Below are 19,531 nucleotides of genomic sequence, written 5' to 3' on the forward strand. Positions count from 1 at the left end.
TGAATGTATGGATGTAAGATATTATTGTATGGATCGTCGAAAAGGAAGAGGTGTGGTCATGTCTGTCTCTCTGGCGCCGGTCTCCCTGGCCAAGGCGATGTGGCGCGGTTTCAGCGCCAAATGTCCGCATTGCGGGGAAGGGCACATGTTCGGCCGCTACCTGAAGGTGGCGCAGGCTTGCGACCATTGCGGCGAGGAGTTGTTCCACCAGCGCGCCGACGACTTTCCTGCCTATCTCGTGATGGTGGTGGTCGGCCATCTCGTGGTGCCGGCGATCCTCGCGGTCGAGACCGCCTACGCGCCGCCGGAATGGCTGCAACTCGCGGTCTGGCTGCCGGTGACGCTGTTCGCCTCGCTGGCGCTTCTGCAACCGACCAAGGGTGCCATCGTCGGCCTGCAATGGCAGCTCGGCATGCACGGTTTCGAGGCGGGGAAGCTGCGGCGCGAGGCCGGCGAGCTTGCGCCGGTGCTGGTGAAGGACACGCGCGCGGCCTGAGGCGCGGGCGCTGATGGTGGTGCTGCGAGAGTAACTCTCTCGTCATTCCACGGCGTTCGCAGCACGAGCTACGATGCGCAATTGCGCATCTGAGAATCCATTCATCGATCGACTTCGCCGCCCGATGGATTCCGGGTTCTCGCTTCGCGAGCCCCCGAATGACGCCGGTTGAATGGCTGCGCGCTCGCCCCCATTGGTGAGGGGCCCGATGCGCTAGCATCGAGCCCCCCGTTGCAAGATATCAGCCGGCCTGTAAGCCGGGTTCTGTAGGGCACCGTCCGCTTGCGCGAACGATACGTGACGGCCATTCCTCTGGGACCGTGTTTGCACACGGCCTCGAGCAACCTACCCGGACGGCGGGCCTGACATCGCCCCGCGGCGTTATCGCTTTCGCGAACAGCCCGCTTAAGCCATCCCTATTCGGTTTTGCTCCCGGTGGGGTTTGCCCTGCCGGCTCCGTTGCCGGGGCCGCGGTGCGCTCTTACCGCACCTTTTCACCCTTACTTCCTCCGAAGAGGGAGCGGTTCGTTCTCTGTGGCACTTTCCCTGGGGTCACCCCCGCCGGACGTTATCCGGCACCGCATGTCAAGGGAGCCCGGACTTTCCTCCCCGGCGGCCTTTCGGCACCTGCCGGAGCGGCCGTCCGGCCGACTGACGGCTTAGGCATGGGCATTTGTGACGGTTTCGTCAAGCCGATATCGCGAGGCACGCTGCCCGCGAATAATTTATCCTGAAGATGTCGTTTGGCGCGCCGCTCGTTCGACTGGATGTCGGTGACCCCCCGAACAACAGGAGTGAAGCGATGCAATATCTGCTGATGATCTACCAGAACGAGGTCGAGTACGCGAAGATCGATGAGGCGACCGGCCAGAAGATCCTGGCCGAGTACCAGGCTTTCACGCAAAGCATCGTCCAGAGCGGCAATTACAAGGGAGGCGACCGCTTGCGGCCGACCACGACAGCGACGACGGTGCGCGTGCGCGACGGCAAGACGCTGACGACCGACGGTCCATTCGCCGAGACGCGCGAGCAGCTCGCGGGCTATTACCTGATCGAGGCCAAGGATATCGATGCGGCGACCGCCATCGCGGCCAGGATTCCCAGCGCGCGCATCGGCTCGATCGAGGTGCGGCCGATTTGGGAGCACGACAAGTGAGCGACGCCGGGGAATGACCCCTTCCGAAATCGACAGGATCTTTCGCGACGAGGCGGGGCGGGCGCTGGCCACGCTGATTCGCCTCGTCGGCGATTTCGATCTGGCGGAGGACGCGCTCCAGGATGCGTTCGCCGTCGCGCTCGATCGCTGGGCGGCGGGCGAGGTGCCGGACAATCCGCGCGCCTGGCTGGTCAATGTCGCCAGGCACAAGGTGATCGATCGCATCCGCCGCCAGGCCGTCTTCCGCGGCAAGCAACAGGCGCTGGTGCACGAGCTCGAGCTGAATGCGCTGGGCCCCGACGAGCCGCCGGCGATGCTGGACGACGACATGCTGCGGCTGATCTTCACCTGCTGCCATCCCGCCTTCGCGTCCGAGGTGCAGGTCGCGCTGACGCTGCGCACAATCTGCGGCCTCACCACCGCACAGGTCGGGCGCGCCTTCCTCGTCGGCGAGGAGGCGATGGCGCAGCGCCTGGTCCGTGCCAAGCAGAAGATCAGGCTGGCCGGCATCCCCTACGAAGTGCCGGAGCGCGAGGCGCTGCCGGCGCGGCTCGACGGCGTGCTCGCCGTGATCTATCTCGTCTTCACGGAGGGTTATGTCGCGACGGCGGGCGCCGACCTGATGCGGCCGGATTTCGCGGCTGAGGCGATCAGGCTCGCCCGTCTGCTCGACGGTCTGATCCCCGATCGCGCCGGCATCAAGGGGCTGCTCGCTCTCATGCTGTTGCACGATGCGCGGCGCGCGGGCCGCGAGACCGCGGCCGGGGATATCGTGCTGCTCGAAGAGCAGGACCGCGCGCTGTGGGATCGCGCACAGATCGAGGAGGGTCTGCGCCTGGTCGACGCGGCGCTGCGCATGCCTGGCCCGCCGCAACCCTATGCCGTGCAGGCGGCGATCGCCGCGCTGCATGCCCGTGCGCCGAGTTATGAAGCGACCGACTGGCGGCAAATCGCCGGGCTCTACGCGGTCCTGCTGCGCATCGGTCCCTCGCCCGTGATCGAGCTCAATCACGCCGCCGCGTTGTCGATGGTCGATGGGCCGGCACGTGCGCTCGATCTGGTCGACGCCATCGCCGCGCGCGGCGGGCTTCGCGGCTATGAGCTGTTGCCCGCCGTGCGCGCGGATCTGTTGCGGCGATTGGGGCGGAAGGAAGAGGCCATGGAGGCGTATGTCGCAGCTACGGCTGCGACACAGTTGGAGCCACTGCGACGATTGTATGCGCGGCGTATGAGGGAAATGGGGTAGGAGCTCTCGTGCCCCGGACGCAGCGCAGCGCCCCTTCAGCGGTGCGCTGCAGAGCCGGGGCCCATCTCTCCGCAGCAAACTCGTGTCGCCAACTGGGTCCCGGCTCGCGCTTCGCGCGTCCGGGACACGAGAGCGCCGTCACTTCGACGCCACCGTCGTCGCTTCCGCCGGCAGGCTCGCCAGCAGCGCCTGCAACGTCGACAGTGTCGAATGATCGGCGACGCCGTCCAGTCGCGCCGGGCGGAAGTGGCGCTGGAAGGCGGTGACGACTTCCATCGTCGCAGCGTCGTACTTGCCGTTCAGGGGTACGCCATAGCCGTACCTTGCGAGCGTCTGCTGCATGCTCAGCACCGCGTCGCTGATGGTGCCGAGCATCAGGCTCTCGCCACGGACAATCGGGGCGGGCGTCACCCAGTGGCCGACGCCGGAATTGGCCAGCGAATGCCACGGAAACTTTTCGCCGGGATCCTTCTTGCGGGCCGGCGCGACGTCGGAATGGCCGAGCACCCGGTGCGCCGGCACCTTGCGGCGGAGCATGATGCCGCGGCACAGCGCGATCACGGCGGCGATCTGGCGCAGCGGATATTCCGGATACCCCCAGTCATGGCCGCGATTGATGATCTCGATGCCGATCGAGCAGGAGTTGATGTCGTCCTCGCCGGCCCAGGAGGAGACGCCGGCGTGCCAGGCCCGCTTGGCCTCGGGCACGCATTGCACGATGCGGCCGTCCTCCAGCACGACATAATGCGCCGACACTTCGGTGCCGGCGGTGCAGAGGCGCGCCAGCGCGCCCTCGACATCGGGCATGCCGGTATAGTGCAGCACGATCATGTCCGGCTGCCGTCCCTTGTTGCGGTCGCCATGGTTCGGCGAGGGGATGATGTCCGAGACGATCGAGGAATCGGGCTCGAACGTCCGCAGGCCCGCCACGGTCTTGGGAACCGGGAGAACGCGGTGACGCTTCGAATCGGATCCAGACGATGTGGACGAACCGGAGGGCATGAGCAGCTCAGACCGACGGAGTTTGGGGAAGCCCTTCTCTTTACTATTCCTTTACCCTCCATCGCGCGCAATCGCGCGACGCGGTTAACGGATTCATTTTGGCGATGTGTGTGGATGACGCATCACTGGCCAAATTACCTTTTCCACTTGTCATCAATCGAGCAACGCTTTCTTAACGCTAAGGGCCGTTACTGAGGGATGAAGAGCCGACCCGCGTCCGGAGGCGGCCAAAGCGTATTTTGGCTCGAAATCCCATGGCTGCCCGACAAATTCCACTGGGAACACTGGGTTTGTGGCCCGGGACGACCGGGCTCGGTAACCATGCTGGACAGGGGCTTGGTCGTGGAACCGCCGCGACGCGCAATAATTCGAGGCGTTATGGGCTTGTTCGGCCCCGATCTCGCTTGGGCATCAGGCCGGGCGGTCGGCAGGGGTGGCGCATGAGCTCGGCTCCGCACATCCCCGTTCTTGGCCGTGAGGCCATCGCCCATCTCGCCCCGCGCGAGGGCGGCGTCTACGTCGATGCCACCTTCGGCGCCGGCGGCTATAGCCGCGCGATCCTGGACGTACCGGGAACCCGATTGATTGCCATCGATCGCGACCGCACCGCGATTGCCGGCGGTGCCGAGCTGGTCGAGCGCGCCGCGGGCCGGCTGACGCTGGTCGAGGACCGCTTCTCCAACCTGGCCGAGGTCTGCGCGGCACAAGGCGTCGATGGCGTCGACGGTGTCGTGATGGATGTCGGCGTGTCCTCGATGCAGCTCGATCAGGCCGGCCGCGGCTTCTCCTTCCGCCTCGACGGTCCGCTCGACATGCGGATGGGACAGACGGGCCCGACCGCGGCGGATGTCGTCGCGCGCGCCTCCGAGGGCGATCTCGCCGACATCATCTATCTCTTCGGCGAGGAGCGGCATTCGCGCCGCATCGCCCGCGCCATCGTCGCGGACCGGCAGGAAACCCCGTTCACGACGACGCGCTCGCTCGCCGATCTCGTCGGCAGGGTGGTGCGGTCGAAGCTAGGCGATATTCACCCGGCGACACGCACGTTCCAGGCGCTGCGCATCTTCGTCAACGAAGAGCTCGAGGAGCTTCAGACGGCGCTCGCTGCGGCCGAGCGTGTGCTGAGGCCCGGCGGCCGCCTCGTCGTCGTCTCGTTCCATTCGCTGGAAGACCGCAACGTCAAGAATTTCCTCTCCGAGCGTTCCAGGACCGGCGGCGGCTCGCGGCATCTGCCGGAAGTCGCGCAGCTTGTACCGAGCTTCCAGCTGCTGACGCGGCGGCCGGTCGTTGCCGGCGAGGACGAAGTTGCGCACAATCCGCGTGCGCGCTCGGCAAAGCTGCGCGCCGCCGAGCGCACCTCGGCGCCGGCGCATGAGACCGATGAGGCATCGTCCTGGCCGAAGCTCTCCGACGTGATGAGGGGCGGCTAGCGCATGCGCTTCATCCACCTCCTCGTCATCGGCGCGCTGATCTTCGCAGCCGCCCATGTCTACCGGATCAAGATGGACTCCACCGCGCGTACCGAGAAGGTGCTGCGGCTGCGTGCGGAGATCCGCGAGCAGCGCGATGCGATCGCGGGGCTGCGCGCCGAATGGGCCAAGCTCGATGCGCCCCACCGCCTGCAAGGACTGTCCGACCGGCATCTGCACCTCAAGCCGGTCAACGGCACGCAATATGATTCGCTGAAGAACCTGCCGGAGCGTCCGCCGCGGATGTTCAGGCCGGGCGAGCCCGATCCGATCGGGGCCATGCTCAAGACCATTGAAGCCGCGAGCGATCCCGACACGGTGACGGGCTCCGTGCCTCAGTCCGAGGACAAGCAATGAGCCCGGTAACGCCTGCAAAACCCGACAAGTCGACCGAGCGGCCAATTGAACCTTGGCGGCGGCGGCTGATCCGAAGCCTGCTCTACGGGCGCAACGTCGATCGCGCCGCCAAGGCGCGCGCACGCGTCGGCCTCGCCATGCTCGCCTTTGCTTCGGTCTACGCCCTGATCGGCGGGCGGCTCGTGATGTTCGCCATCGGCGCCGACGCGCACGGTGCGCGCCGCGCCGCGGCGCAGGAGGTGGTTGCGACCGCGCGGCCCGACATCGTCGATCGCAACGGCGCCATCCTCGCGACCGACGTGAAGGCGTCGAGCCTGTTCGGCGAGCCGCGGCGCATCATCGACAAGGACGAGGCGATCGAGCTTTTGACCGCGACCATCCCCGACCTCGACGAGGCCGAGGTGCGCGAGCGCCTGAAGACGCGCAAGGGCTTCGTCTGGCTCAAGCGCGAGGTCACGCCGGCGCAGCAGCAGGCGGTCCACAAGCTCGGTATTCCCGGCATCGGCTTCCTGCGCGAGAACAAGCGCGTCTATCCGACCGGCAACGAGGTCGCCCACCTCATCGGTCTCGTCAACATCGACAACCAGGGTATCGCCGGCCTCGAGAAGTGGCTCGACAACCAGGGGCTCGCCGACCTCCACCGCGCCGGCTTTGCCACCGACCGGCTGCAGAAGCCGATCGAGCTCGCGGTCGACCTGCGGGTCGAGCATGCGCTGCGCGACGAGCTGCTCAAGGCCAAGGACAAGTTCCACGCCAAGGCCGCCTCGGGCATCGTCTCCAACGTCAAGACCGGCGAGATCGTGGCGATGGTCTCGCTGCCCGACTTCGATCCCAACAATCCGAAGGAGGCGCATGATCCCGACCGCATCAACCGCCTCACCACCGGCGTCTACGAGATGGGCTCGACCTTCAAGGCGTTTACCCTGGCGATGGGGCTCGATTCCGGCAAGATCAATCTGAACTCGATGTGGGACGCGCGCGGAAACCTGCACTACGGCAAGTTCACCATCCACGACAGCCATCCGCTCGGGCGCTTCATCAACACCAAGGAAGTGTTCACCTACTCCTCCAACATCGGCGCGGCACGGATTGCGCTCAATCAGGGCGTCGAGGCGCACAAGGCGTTCCTCGCCAAGCTGGGGCAGACGACCCGGCTGCGCACCGAATTGCCGGAGAGCGCGGCGCCGCTGCTCCCCCGGCGCTGGAGCGAATTGAACACGGTCACCGCGGCGTTCGGCCAGGGCCTGTCGGTGGCGCCGCTCCAGGCGGTGATGGGCATCAACGCGCTCGTGAACGGCGGCTATTTGATCCCGCCGACATTCCTGAAGCGCAGCGAATCCGAAGCGGCGGCGCTGGCCAAGCGCGTCATCAAGACGGAGACCAGCGACAAGATGCGGTATCTGATGCGGCTCAATGCCGAAATCGGCACCGCCAAGACCGCCGACGTCAAGGGTTACTACGTCGGCGGCAAGACCGGCACGTCCGAGAAGGTCATCAACGGCCGCTACGCCAAGAAGCGCGTGCTCAACTCCTTCACCGCCATCCTGCCCTGCGACGATCCCAAATATCACGTCCTCGTCATGCTGGACGAGCCGCAGGCACTGCCCGAAACCCATGGGTTCATCACCTCGGGATGGAACGCGGTGCCGACGGGCGGCAAAGTGATCGAGCGGATCGCGCCGCTCCTGGGCGTCGAGCCGCGGTTCGACCTGCCGCCTGCTGACCGCCTTATTCTTGCAGCATCCAGGACAACCCAGTAATCAACTGGGTGGGCCATCGCCGGTGCTGAGTCGGGATTTTTCCTAGAGGATTCGGCTTTTCGGCTGGGCATGTTGACTGGAAGACCATGAAGCTGCGCGACCTCTTAGGCAACGATGCGGAAATCAAGCCCGCTGCCGCGGCGCTCGAGGTGAGCGGCGTTGCGCTCGACAGCCGCGCGGTCCAGCCAGGCGATCTCTTCTTCGCGCTGGCAGGCAGCAAGACCGACGGCGCGCGCTTCGTCGATGCTGCGGTCGCCGCCGGCGCGGTGGCCGTCGTCGGTGACCACGCACCGGCCGCCTGCAAGGTGCCGTTCATCGCTGTCGCCAATCCACGCCGCGCGTTGGCGCTGGCCGCGGCCAGATTTTTCCCGGCGCAGCCTGCGACGATCGCCGCGGTGACCGGAACCAGCGGCAAGACCTCGGTCGCCGCGTTCACGCGCCAGATCTGGGAGCGGCTCGGGCACGCCTCCGCCAGTATCGGCACCATCGGTCTCGTGTCGCAGAAGCGCACCGTCTATGGCTCGCTGACCACGCCGGATCCGATCGCGCTGCACCGGCAGCTCGACGAGATCGCGCGCGAGGGCGTTACGCATCTCGCCTTCGAGGCCTCCTCGCACGGGCTCGACCAATATCGCCTCGACGGCGTGCGCATCTCGGCCGGCGGTTTCACCAATCTCTCGCGCGACCACATGGATTACCATCCGACCGTTGCGCATTATCTCGCGGCCAAGCTCCGCCTGTTCCGTGAGCTGGTGCCGCCTGATGGTGCTGCGGTGATCTCGGCCGATCATGATTGTTCGGCGGAGGCGATCGACGCGGCGACATCGCGCGGCCTGCGCGTCATGGCGGTCGGCCGCAACGGCGATGGCGCAGGCGAGGGCATCCGCCTCACCGAGGCCGTGGTCGAAGGTTTTTCGCAAAAGCTGACACTCGAGCACCGCGGCAAGCGTTACGCGGTCAAGCTGCCGCTGGTCGGCGAATTCCAGATCGAGAACGCGCTGGTGTCGGCCGGCCTTGCCATCGGCACCGGCAGCGATGCCGCAAGCGTGTTCGCGAGCCTCGAACATCTCGAAGGCGCCAAGGGCCGGCTCGAGCGCGTCGGCGAGCGCAACGGCGCGCCGATCTTCGTCGATTACGCGCACAAGCCCGACGCGCTGGCGAAAGCGCTGCAGGCGCTGCGGCCTTATGCCAGGCGCAGGCTGGTCGTCGTATTCGGCGCCGGCGGCGACCGCGATGCCGGCAAGCGTCCGATCATGGGCGGGATCGCGGCGGAGAATGCCGACGCCATCATCGTCACCGACGACAATCCGCGCAGCGAGAAGCCGGAAGCGATCCGCGCCGCCATCCTCGCCACCGCGAAGGGCGCCCGCGAGATCGGCGACCGCGCCGAGGCGATCCGCGCCGCGATCGAGGATTTGCAGGAGGGCGATGCGCTGCTCATCGCCGGCAAGGGCCACGAGACCGGGCAGATCGTCGGCGGCCAGACGCTGCCCTTCAGTGATCACGAGGCGGTCGCCGCCGCACTAGCGTCGAGGGTTGCATGAGCGGGCCAATATGGACAATTGCCGAGGTCGCGCGAGCGCTTGGCGTGGCCGGATCGTTCCCTGATACGGGAATCGATTTCGTCACCCAGGACAGCCGCCTGGTGAAGCCCGGCAGCCTGTTCGTCGCGCTGAGCGGCACGCCGAGTGGCGGCTTTGTCTCCGCTTTCGCCAGTGCGCGCGACGGCTGGGAATTCGCCGACAAGGCGGAAGCTTCAGGCGCGGTGGCGATGATCGTGCCGCACGAGATCGCGGGCGTCCGCATTCCCCAGATCGTCGTCAAGGACACGCTGATCGACGGCCTCTGGGGCCTCGCGCGTGCCGCACGCGCGCGCTTCAACGGCCCGGTGATCGGGCTCACCGGCAGCGCCGGCAAGACCAGCACGAAGGAATTTCTCGCCGCCTATCCGAACGCCTATGCGAGCCCGTCGAGCTTCAACAATTTCTGGGGCGTGCCGCTGACGCTGTGCAATGCCCGGCGCGACGCCAGCCTCTGGGTCGTCGAGATGGGCATGAACCAGCAAGGCGAGATCGCCCGACTGAGCGAGCTGACGCAGCCGACCGTCGCGCTCGTCGTCAACGTCCAGCCGGTGCATCTGGAAAAGCTCGGCTCGCTCGAGGCCATCCGGCGCGAGAAGGTGTCGATCGCGCTCGGCCTGCCCGAGGACGGCGTGCTGGTGCTGCCCGCCGGGATCAAGGCGGCCGAGTGGAAGGGCAAGGTCGTGCGCTTCGGCGGCGAGCATGCCGAGGTGCATGAGGTCGCGCATGCGCCGCACGGCGAGAGCTGGCAGGTCGTGGCCGCGATCGGCAAGAAGGAGATCGCCTTCAGCCTGACCCCTGGCGCGCCGCACCGGGTGCACAATGCGCTGGCTGCGCTCGCCGCCGTTCATGCCGCGCATCTCGACGCCGCGACGCTCGCGATCAAGCTCGACCGTGTCGGCATCATGACCGGGCGCGGCGTCGAGCAGGCGATCGGCGATATCATCGTGATCGACGACAGTTTCAACGGCAATCCGGCCAGCGTCGCGGCTGCGCTGCAAAGCCTGCAGGCGCGCAACGTGAGCGGCGGCCGCCGCATCGCGGTTCTCGGCGACATGCTCGAGCTCGGCGAGGACGCACCGAGCTATCACACCGGCCTCTCCAGCCATCTCGACGGCATCGACGGCATCTATTGCGTCGGCCCCCTGATGCGCCACCTCTTCGACCTGCTGCCGCCGGGCAAGGGCCTCGGCTGGCACGACGATCCCGCCACGCTGAAGCCGGCCGAGGTCGCAAATCTGCTGAAGGCGGGCGACGTCGTGGTTGTCAAGGGCAGCAAGAAGATGTTCTGGGTCAACAAGTTTGTGCCGGGGCTGGTGGCCGCCTTGCAGGCAAAGGCGTAAACTGCTTGGAAGGCGCCGTTCCCGAATCTTAACCCTTTGCGGCGGAAGCCGTCCGTTTCCCGAAACGCGCGGCCCATGATGAAGACCAGCGAATGCGCGTGAGGCACCCCGACGTGCAAAGGCGCCATAGGACCGTCTGAATGTTTTACTGGCTGATCGAGCTTTCCAACACATTTCCGGGCTTCGGTGCCGTTCGCACTTTCCTGAACGTCTTCCGCTACATCACCTTCCGCACCGGCGGCGCCATCGTGACCGGCGCGCTGTTCGTGTTCCTGTTCGGCCCCTGGATCATCGATCATCTGCGCATCCGTCAGGGCAAGGGCCAGCCGATCCGCACCGACGGTCCGCAATCGCATCTCGCCAAGAAAGGCACGCCCACCATGGGCGGGCTGATGATCCTGTCCGGCCTCACGGTCGGCACCGTGCTGTGGGCCAATCCGCTCAACCCCTATGTCTGGATCGTGCTGGCGGTGACGCTCGGCTTCGGCTTCGTCGGCTTCTATGACGATTACCTCAAGGTGACCAAGCAGACCACGAGCGGGTTCGGCGGCAAGCTGCGCCTCTTGATCGAGGCCGTGATCGCGCTGGTCGCCTGCTACGCGCTGGTGCGGCTCAACCGCGACCCCGCCTCGACCGCGCTGACGATTCCCTTCCTGAAGGATACCGTGCTGCATTTCGGCTGGTTCTTCGTCGTCTTCGGCGCCTTCGTCATCGTCGGCGCCGGCAATGCGGTGAATCTCACCGACGGTCTCGACGGCCTCGCCATCGTGCCCGTGATGATCGCCACCGCAAGTTTCGCGATGATCGCCTATCTCACCGGCAATCTGGTGTTCGCCGACTACCTCCAGATCAAATATGTCGCCGGCACCGGCGAGCTCGCGGTGCTCTGCGGCGCGCTGCTCGGGGCCGGCCTCGGCTTCCTCTGGTTCAACGCGCCGCCGGCCTCGATCTTCATGGGCGACACCGGCTCGCTCGCGCTCGGCGGCATGCTCGGCGCCATCGCGGTCGCGGTGAAGCACGAGATCGTGCTCGCCGTGATCGGCGGATTGTTCGTGCTCGAGGCGGTGTCGGTCATCGTTCAGGTCGTGTCCTTCAAGCTCACGGGCAAGCGCGTGTTCGCGATGGCGCCGATCCACCACCACTTCGAGCAGAAGGGCTGGACCGAGCCGCAGATCGTGATCCGGTTCTGGATCATCTCGGTGATGCTGGCGCTCGCCGGCCTTTCGACGCTGAAGCTGCGGTGACCGATCGATGATCCCCGTCACGTCCTTCGCCGGCAAGACGGTCGCGGTGTTCGGCCTTGGCGGCTCGGGGCTCGCGTCCTGCCATGCCTTGAAAGCCGGCGGCGCCGAGGTGATCGCCGCCGACGACAATGCCGAGAACGTCGCCAAGGCTGCGCAGGCCGGCTTCATCACCGCGGACTTGCGCAACGTCTCCTGGGCGAATTTCGCCGCGCTCGTGCTCGCGCCCGGCGTGCCGCTGACCCATCCGGTGCCGCATTGGAGCGTCTTGAAGGCGCGCGAAGCAGGCTGTGAGGTGATCGGCGACATCGAGCTGTTCTGCCGCGAGCGGCGTCGCCACGCACCCGATGCGCCGTTCGTCGCCATCACCGGCACCAACGGCAAGTCGACCACCACGGCGCTGATCGCGCACCTGACGAAAGTCGCCGGCTACGACACCCAGATGGGCGGCAATATCGGCACCGCGATCCTGTCGCTGGAGCCGCCGCGCATGGGCCGCGTCCACGTCATCGAGATGTCGTCCTACCAGATCGACCTCACGCCCTCGCTCGATCCGTCCGTCGGCATCCTGCTCAATGTCAGCGAGGACCACATCGACCGCCACGGCACCATCGAGCACTACGCCGCGGTGAAGAAGCGCCTCGTTGCCGGCGTGCAAGGCGGCGGCACCTCGATCGTCGGCGTCGATGACGGCTATTGCCGCGACATCGCCGACCGGCTCGACCGCGCCGGCAAGAACGTGGTGCGCATCTCCGTCAAGAACCCGCTCGCGTGGGGCATTTACGTCGAGCACGGCACCATCGTGCGCGCCTCGGGCGGCGCCCGCAGCGAAATTGCCGCGCTTGGCGGCATCGGCTCGCTGCGCGGCCAGCACAACGCGCAGAACGCGGCCTCCGCGGCCGCCGCCGCGCTCGCCATGGGCATCAGCCAGGACGTGCTGCAGAACGGCCTGCGCAGCTTTCCGGGCCTTGCGCATCGCATGGAGCAGGTCGGGCGCCGCGGCAACGTGCTGTTCGTCAACGATTCCAAGGGCACCAATGCCGACGCCACGGCGCACGCGTTGTCGTCGTTCGCCGACATCTTCTGGATCGCCGGCGGCAAGCCGAAGGCGGGCGGCATCACTGGCCTCACCGGCTATTTCCCGCGCATCCGAAAGGCCTATCTGATCGGCGAGGCCGCGCAGGAATTTTCCGGCACGCTCGGCTCCGTCCCGCACGAGATCAGCCAGACCCTCGACGTCGCGGTCGAGCACGCCGCGCGCGATGCGGAAGCCTCTAGCCTCGCTGATGCCGTCGTGCTGCTGTCGCCGGCCTGCGCCTCCTTCGACCAGTACCGCAACTTCGAGATCCGCGGCGCCAAGTTCCGCGAGCTGGTGCAAGCGCTGCCGGGTGTGAAGCCGGTGGTGTGAGCTGCGCACTCGTGTCCCGGACGCGCTGCACCGTGTAACGCTGCTGCGCAGAGCCGGGACCCGGTCGCCGCAATGGGCCCCGGCTCTACAGCGCACCGCAAGAGCGCTGCGCTGCGTCCGGGGCACGAGAGTCTCCAAACTTGAACGTTTTCCTTAACCCCCCGGTAACCAACCTCGGCGACCAATGGACGGACCTCTGTCCGAAAGCGGTCGCCCATGCTCTCCCGTGAAGAACGCACCCCCTTTTCCGAGTGGTGGTGGACCGTCGACAAGCCGCTGATGGGCGCCATCCTGGCGCTGATGCTGACCGGCGTGATCCTGTCGCTGGCGGCGAGCCCGCCGGTTGCGACCCGCATCGGGCTCGATGCCTTTCATTTCTTCAGCCGCCACGTGCTGTTCCTGGTGCCGTCCTGCATTGTGCTGCTCGGCGTCTCCTTCCTGTCGCCGCGGTCGATCCGCCGCTCGGCCCTCATCATCTTCGCGGCGAGCATCGTCCTGATCGTGCTCACGCTCGCCTTCGGCCCGGAGGTGAAGGGCTCGCGGCGCTGGATCACGCTGCTCGGCGTCAACATTCAGGCGTCTGAAATCGCCAAGCCCTCCTTCGTCGTCATCGCCGCCTGGCTGTTTGCGGAATCGACGCGGCGGCCGGAGATGCCGGCGACCTCGATGGCGGTGGTGCTGCTGCTGATGCTGGTCGCGCTATTGGTGATGGAGCCGGATTTCGGCCAGACCATGCTGATCCTGATGGTGTGGGGCTCGCTGTTCTTCATCGCGGGCATGCGCATGATCTGGGTGTTCGGCCTCGCAGGCCTCGGCGCGGCCGGCCTGTTCAGCGCCTACCTGTTCGTTCCGCACGTCGCGGGCCGCATCAAGCGCTTCATGAACCCGGCCTCCGGCGACACTTTCCAGGTCGATACCGCCATGGAGGCTTTCTACAACGGCGGCTGGTTCGGGCTCGGGCCCGGCGAGGGCATCGCCAAGCGCAGCCTGCCGGACAGCCACACCGACTTCGTGTTTGCGGTCGCGGCCGAAGAGTTCGGCATCATCCTGTGCCTTGCGATGCTGGCGCTGTTCGCCTTCGTCGTCATCCGCACGCTGTCGCGCGCCTATGCCAACGAGGACATGTTCTCGCGCTTTGCGGCGTCCGGCCTGGCGATCCTGTTCGGCGTGCAGGCCGCGATCAACATGTCGGTGAACCTGCAGCTCATCCCCGCCAAGGGCATGACGCTGCCGTTCATCTCCTATGGCGGCTCCTCGATCATCTCGCTTGCCTATGGCGTCGGCATGATGCTGGCGCTGACGCGGCTGCGCCCGCGCACCGAGGTCGAGGCGAGCGGCCACGCCGAGGCGATGCGCAGTTACGCGTAGACCGTCATCGCGAGGAGCTCTTGCGACGAAGCAATCCAGAGTGCCCCCGCGGAGGGATTCTGGATTGCTTCGCTTCGCTCGCAATGACGGTTGAGACCCTGTAAAACCTTGCACCATGACCACGTCCCCCCTGATTCTTCTCGCCGCGGGCGGCACCGGCGGCCATCTGTTCCCGGCCGAGGCGCTTGGCGTCGAACTGATCCGGCGCGGCTATCGCGTCCGCCTCGTCACCGACGCGCGCGCGCTGCGCTATAGCGGGCTGTTCAGCAAGGACATGATCGACGTCGTCAGGAGCGAGACCGCGCGCGGCCGCAATCCGCTTCAGCTCGCCTATGCCGGCCTCACGCTCGCCGCCGGCACGCTGTCGGCCTATGCTCTGATCAAGCGGTTGAAGCCTGTCGCCGTCGTCGGCTTCGGCGGCTATCCGACGCTGCCGCCGCTGGTCGCGGCGAAATTCGCAGGCGTGCCCGGCATCATCCACGACGCCAACGCCGTGCTCGGCCGCGCCAACCGCTTCCTGTCGCGCCATGTCCGCGCCATCGCGACGTCCCTGCCCGGCGTGCTCGATCGCGATCCGGCGCTTTCAGGCAAGACGACGACCGTCGGCACGCCGATGCGCCCCGCGATCCTCGCCGCTGCTGCGGTCAAGTACGTCGCGCCCGAGCTGAACGGTCCGCTGCGACTGCTCGTCGTCGGCGGCAGCCAGGGCGCGCGCATCATGGCCGATGTCGTGCCGGGCGCGATCGAGCGGCTCGAGCCTGCGCTCTGGGGCCGTCTCATTCTCACCCAGCAGGTGCGCGAAGAGGACATGAGCCGCGTGCGCGCCGTCTACGACAAGCTCAAGATCAAGGCCGAGCTCGCGCCGTTCTTCACGGATCTGCCGGCGCGGCTTGCCTCCAATCATCTCGTGGTATCGCGCTCCGGCGCCGGCACGGTGGCCGAGCTCGCCGCGATCGGCCGGCCCTCCATCCTGGTGCCGCTCCCCGGCTCGATCGACCAGGACCAGTTCGCCAATGCCGGCGTGCTGGCCAAGGTGGACGGTGCGATCCGCATCCCGCAGACCGAATTCACCTCCGACCGGTTGGCGTCCGAAATCTCCGGCTTCGCCGCCGAGCCGGCGCGGCTTGCGGCGATGGCTGAAGCCGCCCGCGGCGCCGGCCGGCTCGACGCGGCCGAGCGGCTGGCTGATCTCGTGGTCAAGGTCGCGGGAATCTGACGCCTGTTCCGGCCCGAATGGCCAAAAAAGCCACTTGTCATGCCCCGCGAAAGCGGGGCATCCAGTATCCGACGCAGTTGATTTGAATCTCTGGCGTCGCGGAGCACCGGATCGTCCGCCTTCGCGGACGATGACCCCAAGGAAGCCACATGAGACTGCCGCGCGAGATCGGACCCATCCACTTCGTCGGGATCGGCGGGATCGGCATGAGCGGCATCGCCGAGGTGCTGGTCAATCTCGGCTATGCCGTGCAGGGCTCCGATGCCGCCGACAATTACAATCTCGACCGGCTGCGCAAGAAGGGCGCGAAAGTCTCGGTCGGCCACAAAGCCGAGAATATCGACGGCGCCGAGGTCGTGGTCGTGTCCTCCGCCATCAAGCGCGACAATCCGGAACTGATGGCCGCGCGCGAGAAGCGCATTCCCGTGGTGCGCCGCGCCGAGATGCTGGCCGAGCTGATGCGGCTGAAGAGCTGCGTCGCGATCGCCGGCACGCACGGCAAGACCACGACGACGACGATGGTCGCAACGCTGCTCGACGCCGGCGGGCTCGACCCGACGGTCATCAACGGCGGCATCATCAACGCCTACGGCTCCAACGCGCGGCTGGGGGCCGGCGACTGGATGGTGGTGGAGGCCGACGAGAGCGACGGCACGTTCCTGAAGCTGCCGACCGATGTCGCGATCGTCACCAATGTCGATCCCGAGCATCTCGACCACTTCAAGACCTTCGAGGCCGTGCAGGACGCGTTCCGCCATTTCGTCGAGAACCTGCCGTTCTACGGCTTTGCCGTGATGTGCATCGATCATCCCGTGGTGCAGAGCCTCGTCGGCAGGATCGAGGACCGCCGCATCATCACCTACGGCGAGAATCCGCAGGCCGATGCGCGGCTGGTCGATCTCACCGCGGGCGGTGGCGGCTCGAAGTTCAAGGTCGTGATCCGCGATCGCAAGTCCGGCACCACGCATGAGATCGCCGACCTCGCGCTGCCGATGCCGGGCCGGCACAACGCCTCGAACGCGACGGCTGCAATTGCGGTCGCGCACGCGCTCGGCGTTTCCGACGACAAGATTCGCAGCGCCATCGCAGGCTTCGGCGGCGTCAAGCGCCGCTTCACCAAGACCGGCGAGTGGAACGACATCACCGTGATCGATGACTACGGTCATCACCCCGTGGAAATTGCAGCGGTGCTGAAGGCGGCGCGCGATTCCTACACCGGCAAGGTGATCGCGGTGGTGCAGCCGCATCGCTACACCCGCCTGCAATCGCTGTTCGAGGAATTCTGCACCTGCTTCAACGATGCCGATGCGGTCGTCGTCGCCGACGTCTATGCCGCCGGCGAAGCGCCGATCGACGGCATCGACCGCGATCATTTCGTCGCCGGCCTGCGCGCGCATGGCCACCGCGAGGTGGTCCCGCTGCCGGCAGCGACGGAGCTCGCCGGCATCGTCAAGGGTTTGGCGAAACCAGGCGATCTCGTCGTGTGCCTGGGGGCAGGCAACATCACGCAATGGGCGTATGCGCTGCCTGGCGAATTGAAGGCGCTGGGGTAGCGCGGTGGGATTTCCCGACATCACGCCCGACCTCAAAGCCGCGATGCCGGATCTGCGCGGCCGGCTGCTGGCGAACCAGTCGCTGGCCGAGCTCACCTGGTTTCGCGTCGGCGGCCCCGCGCAGGTGCTGTTCACGCCGGCGGACGAGGACGATCTCGCTTACTTCCTGGCGCATCTCTCCTCCGACGTTCCCGTCCATGTCATCGGGGTCGGCTCCAACCTGATCGTGCGCGACGGCGGCATTGCCGGCGTCGTGATCCGGCTGGCGCCGCGCGCCTTCGGCGAAGCGACCGCGAGCGGCGACATCGTCACCGCGGGCGCCGCCGCGCTCGATAAGCGGGTGGCGGAGGTGGCGGCGTCCGCGAATATCGGCGGGCTCGAATTCTACTTCGGCATTCCCGGCACGATCGGCGGCGCACTGCGCATGAATGCCGGCGCCAATGGCGGCGAGACCAAGGACGTGCTGATCGAGGCGCGGGGCGTCGGACGCGACGGCACCAGGCACGTCTTCTCCAACGCCGGCATGAAGTTCGTCTACCGCAATAGCGGCGTCGATCCCTCCATCATCTTCACCTCCGCGCGCTTTCGCGGCGAGATCAGGGACGCGGAGGCGATCCGCGCGCGCATGGCGGAGGTGCAGAGCCATCGCGAGACCGCGCAGCCGATCCGCGAGAAGACCGGCGGCTCGACCTTCAAGAATCCGCCCGGCCATTCCGCCTGGAAGCTGGTCGACGCCGCCGGCTGCCGCGGCCTGCGTGTCGGCGGCGCACAGGTCTCGGAGATGCACTGCAACTTCCTGATCAATACGGGCGAGGCCACCGCGCACGACATCGAGACGCTCGGCGAGACCGTGCGCGAACGCGTGAAGGCGAATTCCGGAATTGAGCTACACTGGGAAATCAAGCGGATCGGGGTTTCATGATCACCGTCATTCCGGGGCTCGCGAAGCGAGAGCCCGGAATCCATCGGGCGGCGGAGTTCGTGGATGAATGGATTCTCAGGTGCGCAATTGCGCACCGTAGTTCGCGATTTCGTCGCGCCCCGGAATGACGGAACGAGAGAGACTATGAACATGCGCATCACCATCCTCTTCGGCGGCTCCAACCGCGAACGCCTCGTCTCGGTCGCCACGGCCCAGGCGCTGCATCAGGCGCTGCCCGAGGCTGACCTCTGGTGGTGGGACGTCGAGGACAAGGTCCATGTCGTGCAGTCGAAGCAGCTGCTCGAGCATGCCCGCCCGTTCGAGGACGAGTTCAAGCCGGGCACGACAGGCGTTCCGCTCGCGCAGGCGCTCGACCGGGCCAAGGCGGAAGACCGCGTGCTGGTGCTCGGCCTGCATGGCGGACGCGCCGAGAACGGCGAATTGCAGGTGATGTGCGAGGCGCGCGGCGTGCCCTTCACGGGCTCGGGCTCGGCGTCCTCGCATCTGGCCTTCGACAAGATCGCCGCCAAGCATTTCGCTGCGCTCGGCGGCGTTACGCCACCGACCAACGTCGCGCTCGATGATATCGACGAGGCCTTTGCCGAATATGGCCGCTTGATCGCAAAGCCCGCGCGCGACGGGTCGAGCTACGGCCTGATCTTCGTCAACGCCAAGCAGGACCTCGTTGCCGTCCGCAACGCGGCCAAACATGAAGAATATGTCATCGAACCCTACATCGCCGGCGTGGAGGCGACCTGCGGCGTGCTGGAGCGCACCGACGGCTCGATCGTCTCGCTCCCGCCGATCGAGATCATTCCGGGCGAGGGCAATTTCGACTACGCGGCGAAATATCTTCTGAGCTCGACCCAGGAGATCTGCCCAGGCCGCTTCGCGCCCGAGGTCACCTTAGCGCTCAAGGCGCAGGCGATGCTGGCCCACCGCGCGATGTCGTGCACCGGCTATTCCCGCTCGGACTTCATCGTCTCGGACAAGGGCATCGTCTATCTCGAAACCAACACGCTGCCCGGACTGACCAAGTCCTCGCTCTACCCCAAGGCGCTGAAAGCCGAAGGCATCGCGTTCGTCGACTTCCTGCGCGGCCTGGTCGAGCTCGCCTGCCAGCGCGTGCGGAAATAGTCAGGACTGGTTAACGGCCGGACCGGCGAAACCGGCCGGTTTGGTGGCCAAAACCGGTAAAATGCCGGACATCGCGGCGCAAATGCCTCACATCGAGTGGCAAAATGCGCAAGTCGTTAACGAATTTTACCTTTTGTTTACCAGGACATCCGAAGGTTAACGCTGGCGGCGCATATGGCGCTTTGGCTGCCGGCGCGTGAGCTGTCGCGGGTGATGTCACCTCCAGCGAACGCTTTGAAGGGGAGAGGTTTTCTTCTGCTGAAGACCAGCACCCGGC

At 66.5% G+C, this 19,531-nt stretch carries 16 protein-coding genes and 1 other RNA gene; 15 read left to right on the forward strand and 2 right to left on the reverse strand.

The window, feature by feature from the left end; genetic code table 11:
- Positions 1-58 precede the first annotated feature (58 nt).
- On the forward strand, positions 59-496 hold the full coding sequence (locus BDOA9_RS13765) for a DUF983 domain-containing protein (RefSeq protein ID WP_025034523.1): 438 nt from the start codon (positions 59-61) through the stop codon (positions 494-496).
- A gap of 237 nt (positions 497-733) precedes the next feature.
- Here the strand turns inward: BDOA9_RS13765 and rnpB are convergent.
- An RNA gene (rnpB, locus tag BDOA9_RS13770) (RNase P RNA component class A) lies at positions 734-1,151 on the reverse strand.
- A 147-nt stretch (positions 1,152-1,298) separates the two neighbouring features.
- Here rnpB and BDOA9_RS13775 point away from each other — a divergent pair.
- Together BDOA9_RS13775 and BDOA9_RS13780 are read left to right on the forward strand one after the other, a co-directional pair.
- A complete protein-coding gene (locus BDOA9_RS13775; protein WP_025034524.1) occupies positions 1,299-1,652 on the forward strand; it encodes a YciI family protein in 354 nt (117 codons plus the stop codon).
- A gap of 13 nt (positions 1,653-1,665) precedes the next feature.
- The gene (locus BDOA9_RS13780) at positions 1,666-2,898 is read left to right on the forward strand and encodes an RNA polymerase sigma factor (RefSeq protein ID WP_025034525.1); all 1,233 of its coding nucleotides are present in this window, start codon (positions 1,666-1,668) and stop codon (positions 2,896-2,898) included.
- A 138-nt stretch (positions 2,899-3,036) separates the two neighbouring features.
- Here the strand turns inward: BDOA9_RS13780 and BDOA9_RS13785 are convergent, their stop codons facing one another.
- Positions 3,037-3,900, reverse strand: a complete 864-nt coding sequence (locus BDOA9_RS13785) for an N-acetylmuramoyl-L-alanine amidase (protein ID WP_192859567.1) — start codon at positions 3,898-3,900, stop codon at positions 3,037-3,039.
- Between the two features lie 440 nt (positions 3,901-4,340).
- Between BDOA9_RS13785 and rsmH the strand changes: the two genes are divergently transcribed.
- The 12 genes from rsmH to BDOA9_RS13845 all read left to right on the forward strand — a co-directional run bounded on the left by rsmH (position 4,341) and on the right by BDOA9_RS13845 (position 19,254).
- Positions 4,341-5,330 carry a 16S rRNA (cytosine(1402)-N(4))-methyltransferase RsmH gene (gene rsmH, locus BDOA9_RS13790; RefSeq protein WP_025034527.1) on the forward strand — a complete coding sequence of 330 codons (990 nt, stop codon included), beginning with the start codon at positions 4,341-4,343 and terminating at the stop codon, positions 5,328-5,330.
- Positions 5,331-5,333: 3 nt separating this feature from the next.
- Positions 5,334-5,726, forward strand: a complete 393-nt coding sequence (ftsL, locus tag BDOA9_RS13795) for a cell division protein FtsL (protein ID WP_025034528.1) — start codon at positions 5,334-5,336, stop codon at positions 5,724-5,726.
- Positions 5,723-7,486 (forward strand): peptidoglycan D,D-transpeptidase FtsI family protein, encoded by a 1,764-nt coding sequence (locus tag BDOA9_RS13800; protein ID WP_025034529.1) that lies wholly within the window; start codon positions 5,723-5,725, stop codon positions 7,484-7,486. The genes ftsL and BDOA9_RS13800 overlap by 4 nt, the downstream gene beginning before the upstream one ends.
- A gap of 86 nt (positions 7,487-7,572) precedes the next feature.
- Positions 7,573-9,030: a UDP-N-acetylmuramoyl-L-alanyl-D-glutamate--2,6-diaminopimelate ligase gene (locus tag BDOA9_RS13805; protein WP_025034530.1), complete on the forward strand. Its 1,458-nt coding sequence runs from the start codon at positions 7,573-7,575 to the stop codon at positions 9,028-9,030.
- On the forward strand, positions 9,027-10,409 hold the full coding sequence (locus tag BDOA9_RS13810; protein WP_025034531.1) for a UDP-N-acetylmuramoyl-tripeptide--D-alanyl-D-alanine ligase: 1,383 nt from the start codon (positions 9,027-9,029) through the stop codon (positions 10,407-10,409). The genes BDOA9_RS13805 and BDOA9_RS13810 overlap by 4 nt, the downstream gene beginning before the upstream one ends.
- A 140-nt stretch (positions 10,410-10,549) precedes the next feature.
- Positions 10,550-11,653, forward strand: a complete 1,104-nt coding sequence (gene mraY / locus BDOA9_RS13815) for a phospho-N-acetylmuramoyl-pentapeptide-transferase (protein ID WP_025034532.1) — start codon at positions 10,550-10,552, stop codon at positions 11,651-11,653.
- 7 nt (positions 11,654-11,660) lie between these two features.
- Complete coding sequence (gene murD / locus BDOA9_RS13820; protein ID WP_025034533.1) at positions 11,661-13,058, forward strand: UDP-N-acetylmuramoyl-L-alanine--D-glutamate ligase; 1,398 nt, start codon at positions 11,661-11,663, stop codon at positions 13,056-13,058.
- A 216-nt stretch (positions 13,059-13,274) separates the two neighbouring features.
- Positions 13,275-14,426, forward strand: a complete 1,152-nt coding sequence (gene ftsW, locus BDOA9_RS13825) for a putative lipid II flippase FtsW (RefSeq protein WP_025034534.1) — start codon at positions 13,275-13,277, stop codon at positions 14,424-14,426.
- A gap of 115 nt (positions 14,427-14,541) precedes the next feature.
- Positions 14,542-15,642 carry an undecaprenyldiphospho-muramoylpentapeptide beta-N-acetylglucosaminyltransferase gene (gene murG / locus BDOA9_RS13830; RefSeq protein WP_025034535.1) on the forward strand — a complete coding sequence of 367 codons (1,101 nt, stop codon included), beginning with the start codon at positions 14,542-14,544 and terminating at the stop codon, positions 15,640-15,642.
- A 149-nt stretch (positions 15,643-15,791) separates the two neighbouring features.
- The gene (gene murC / locus BDOA9_RS13835; RefSeq protein WP_025034536.1) at positions 15,792-17,195 is read left to right on the forward strand and encodes a UDP-N-acetylmuramate--L-alanine ligase; all 1,404 of its coding nucleotides are present in this window, start codon (positions 15,792-15,794) and stop codon (positions 17,193-17,195) included.
- A 4-nt stretch (positions 17,196-17,199) separates the two neighbouring features.
- Positions 17,200-18,117 (forward strand): UDP-N-acetylmuramate dehydrogenase, encoded by a 918-nt coding sequence (murB, locus tag BDOA9_RS13840; protein WP_025034537.1) that lies wholly within the window; start codon positions 17,200-17,202, stop codon positions 18,115-18,117.
- A gap of 150 nt (positions 18,118-18,267) precedes the next feature.
- Positions 18,268-19,254, forward strand: a complete 987-nt coding sequence (locus BDOA9_RS13845; protein WP_025034538.1) for a D-alanine--D-alanine ligase family protein — start codon at positions 18,268-18,270, stop codon at positions 19,252-19,254.
- Positions 19,255-19,531: the final 277 nt, after the last annotated feature.

Origin of the sequence: Bradyrhizobium sp. DOA9, assembly GCF_000617845.2 — a bacterium.
GTDB lineage: Bacteria > Pseudomonadota > Alphaproteobacteria > Rhizobiales > Xanthobacteraceae > Bradyrhizobium.

What these genes read in the sequence shown, in the direction of transcription:
- BDOA9_RS13765 (WP_025034523.1), top strand. Translation starts at nt 59, where the DNA reads ATGTCTGTCTCTCTGGCGCCGGTCTCCCTGGCCAAGGCGATGTGGCGC.
- BDOA9_RS13775 (WP_025034524.1), top strand. Translation starts at nt 1,299, where the DNA reads ATGCAATATCTGCTGATGATCTACCAGAACGAGGTCGAGTACGCGAAG.
- BDOA9_RS13780 (WP_025034525.1), top strand. Translation starts at nt 1,666, where the DNA reads ATGACCCCTTCCGAAATCGACAGGATCTTTCGCGACGAGGCGGGGCGG.
- BDOA9_RS13785 (WP_192859567.1), bottom strand. Translation starts at nt 3,900, where the DNA reads ATGCCCTCCGGTTCGTCCACATCGTCTGGATCCGATTCGAAGCGTCAC.
- rsmH (WP_025034527.1), top strand. Translation starts at nt 4,341, where the DNA reads ATGAGCTCGGCTCCGCACATCCCCGTTCTTGGCCGTGAGGCCATCGCC.
- ftsL (WP_025034528.1), top strand. Translation starts at nt 5,334, where the DNA reads ATGCGCTTCATCCACCTCCTCGTCATCGGCGCGCTGATCTTCGCAGCC.
- BDOA9_RS13800 (WP_025034529.1), top strand. Translation starts at nt 5,723, where the DNA reads ATGAGCCCGGTAACGCCTGCAAAACCCGACAAGTCGACCGAGCGGCCA.
- BDOA9_RS13805 (WP_025034530.1), top strand. Translation starts at nt 7,573, where the DNA reads ATGAAGCTGCGCGACCTCTTAGGCAACGATGCGGAAATCAAGCCCGCT.
- BDOA9_RS13810 (WP_025034531.1), top strand. Translation starts at nt 9,027, where the DNA reads ATGAGCGGGCCAATATGGACAATTGCCGAGGTCGCGCGAGCGCTTGGC.
- mraY (WP_025034532.1), top strand. Translation starts at nt 10,550, where the DNA reads ATGTTTTACTGGCTGATCGAGCTTTCCAACACATTTCCGGGCTTCGGT.
- murD (WP_025034533.1), top strand. Translation starts at nt 11,661, where the DNA reads ATGATCCCCGTCACGTCCTTCGCCGGCAAGACGGTCGCGGTGTTCGGC.
- ftsW (WP_025034534.1), top strand. Translation starts at nt 13,275, where the DNA reads ATGCTCTCCCGTGAAGAACGCACCCCCTTTTCCGAGTGGTGGTGGACC.
- murG (WP_025034535.1), top strand. Translation starts at nt 14,542, where the DNA reads ATGACCACGTCCCCCCTGATTCTTCTCGCCGCGGGCGGCACCGGCGGC.
- murC (WP_025034536.1), top strand. Translation starts at nt 15,792, where the DNA reads ATGAGACTGCCGCGCGAGATCGGACCCATCCACTTCGTCGGGATCGGC.
- BDOA9_RS13845 (WP_025034538.1), top strand. Translation starts at nt 18,268, where the DNA reads ATGCGCATCACCATCCTCTTCGGCGGCTCCAACCGCGAACGCCTCGTC.